The organism is Embleya sp. NPDC001921, from assembly GCF_053594475.1.
In genome coordinates, this window is the sequence record NZ_JBSFEO010000151.1 from 1 (window position 1) to 2,152 (window position 2,152).

Genomic DNA, 2,152 nt, shown 5'->3' on the forward strand with positions numbered 1-2,152 from the left:
GAACCACCAGATGCCGAGCCACCAACCCACCCAGACTCCCGGTACCACCGGTCACCAACACCGACCCGGAACCCCAATCAGGCCCGCCGGCATCCTCGACCGGCGCCAGGCGCGCCAGACGCGGCACACTCGCCGCACCCTCCGCCACGAACACCTGCGGCTCGCCCGACGCCACCACGGCGGCCACCAACTCCGCCGACGCCGTCTCCGGCACATCCACGTCCAACAAGACGAACCGACCCGGATGCTCCGACTGCGCCGACCGCACCAGACCCCACACCGCACCCTGCACCGGATCCCCGACCGCACCGCACGTCACCACGACCAGTGGCGGTGCGCTCGGATCCGCCAGGTGCCGCTGGAGCGCGTCGAGTACGTACGCACCCGCCTCGCGCACCGTGGCCAGGTCCGAGCAGCGCAGCGGCGTCGACGCCACGGCCGCGGGGTCCGCCGTGCCCAGCGCGGTGGGCACCCGGTCCACGCGGAAGAGCGCGTCCCGGTGCGCGGGGCGCCGTTCCCGGAGCCCGTCGGCCGACATCGGGCGCAGCACCAGCGAGCCCACCGAGATCACCGGGCGCCCGATCGGGTCGGTGACGGTGATGGACACCGCGCTGTCGCCGATCGGCGACACTCGGACCCGGACCGAGGAGGCACCGCCGGCCTGGAGCACCACGGATTCCCAGGCGAAGGGCAGCGCGCCCCGGCCGATCCGCAGTCCGTCCGCCGCCGACTGGAGGAAGGTCGCGTGCAGCGTGGCGTCGAGCAGCGCGGGGTGCATGCCGAAGCCGGCGACGGACGCGTCGTCGGGCAGCGCGACCTCGGCGAGGATGTCGTCGCCTCGGCGCCAGGCGGCCCGCAGGCCCCGGAAGGTCGGGCCGTACCCGTAGCCGAGCCCGGCGAGCCGCTCGTAGAAGCCGTCCAGGTCCACCCGGTCGGCGTCGGTCGGCGGCCACTCGCCGAGCGGGTCGGCGTCGATCCCGGCGGGCTCCACCACGCGGGCGAGGGTGCCGGTGGCGTGCCGCTGCCAGGCGTGCTCGCCGCCGTCCTCCTCGGCGCGGGAGTACAGGCCGAACGTGCGTCGCCCGGAGTCCTGTGGCCCGTCGACCCAGAGCTGCACGACCACCGCGCCGCGCTCCGGGACGATCAGCGGCGCCTCCAGGGTCAGTTCCTCGAGCAGGCCGCAGCCCACCTCGTCGCCGGCGCGCACCGCCAGTTCCACGTAGGCGGTTCCGGGCAGCAGCACCGTGTCCATCACCACGTGGTCGGCCAGCCACGGGTGGGTGCGCAGGGACAGTCGACCGGTGAACAACACGCCACCGCCGTCCGCGCGTTCCGCCGCCGCGCCCAGGAGCGGGTGCCCGAGCGCGGCCAGACCCAGGCCCGCCGCGTCGGTGTTCCCGGCCGCGGACAGGTCCAGCCAGTAGTGGTGGTGCCGGAACGCGTAGGTGGGCAGGTCCACCCGACGGGCGCCCGGGTGGAAGGTGTCCCATCGGATGTCCGGGACCACGTCGCACACATGCAGAGTCGCCAGCGCGGACAGCGCGCTCTCCGCCTCGGCGCGGTCCTTGCGCAGGACCGGTACCACGGTCACCGCGTCGTCGGCGGCATCGAGCCCGCCCCGGATCAGCGCGGTCAGCGCGCTGTCGGGGCCGAGTTCCACGAACGCCGCGACGCCGCGCGCACCGAGCGCGACGATCGCGTCGTGGAAGCGCACCGGCTGCCGGACGTGGCGCACCCAGTACTCGGGATCGGTCCAGTCCCCGTCGGCCTCGACCGTGGACACGTAGTCGGACTCGGCCCGGCCGTAGATGAGTTCGCCGACCACGCCGCGGAACTCGTCGAGCATCGGGTCCATCAGCGGCGAGTGGAACGCGTGACTGACCCGCAGCCGCCGCACCCGACGCCCCAACCCCTCGAAGTGAGCCGCGACTTCGGAAACCACCGCCTCGGCACCCGAAACGACCACCGACGCGGGGCCGTTGATCGCCGCGACACCGACAACGTCTCCCCGCCCCGCCAGCAGCGGCAGAACGTCCGCCTCCGCGGCACCGATCGCAGCCATCGCACCACCCACCGGCAACGCCTGCATCAACCGGCCACGCGCCACCACCAGACGACACGCATCCTCCAACGACAACACCCCGACCACATG

At 73.8% G+C, this 2,152-nt stretch carries 1 protein-coding gene; it reads right to left on the reverse strand.

Annotated features, from left to right (window positions below):
- Positions 1–2,149: acyltransferase domain-containing protein (locus tag ACWCPW_RS51885; protein WP_449768668.1), on the reverse strand; the 2,149-nt coding region annotated here is incomplete at its 3' end.
- Positions 2,150–2,152 lie beyond the last annotated feature (3 nt).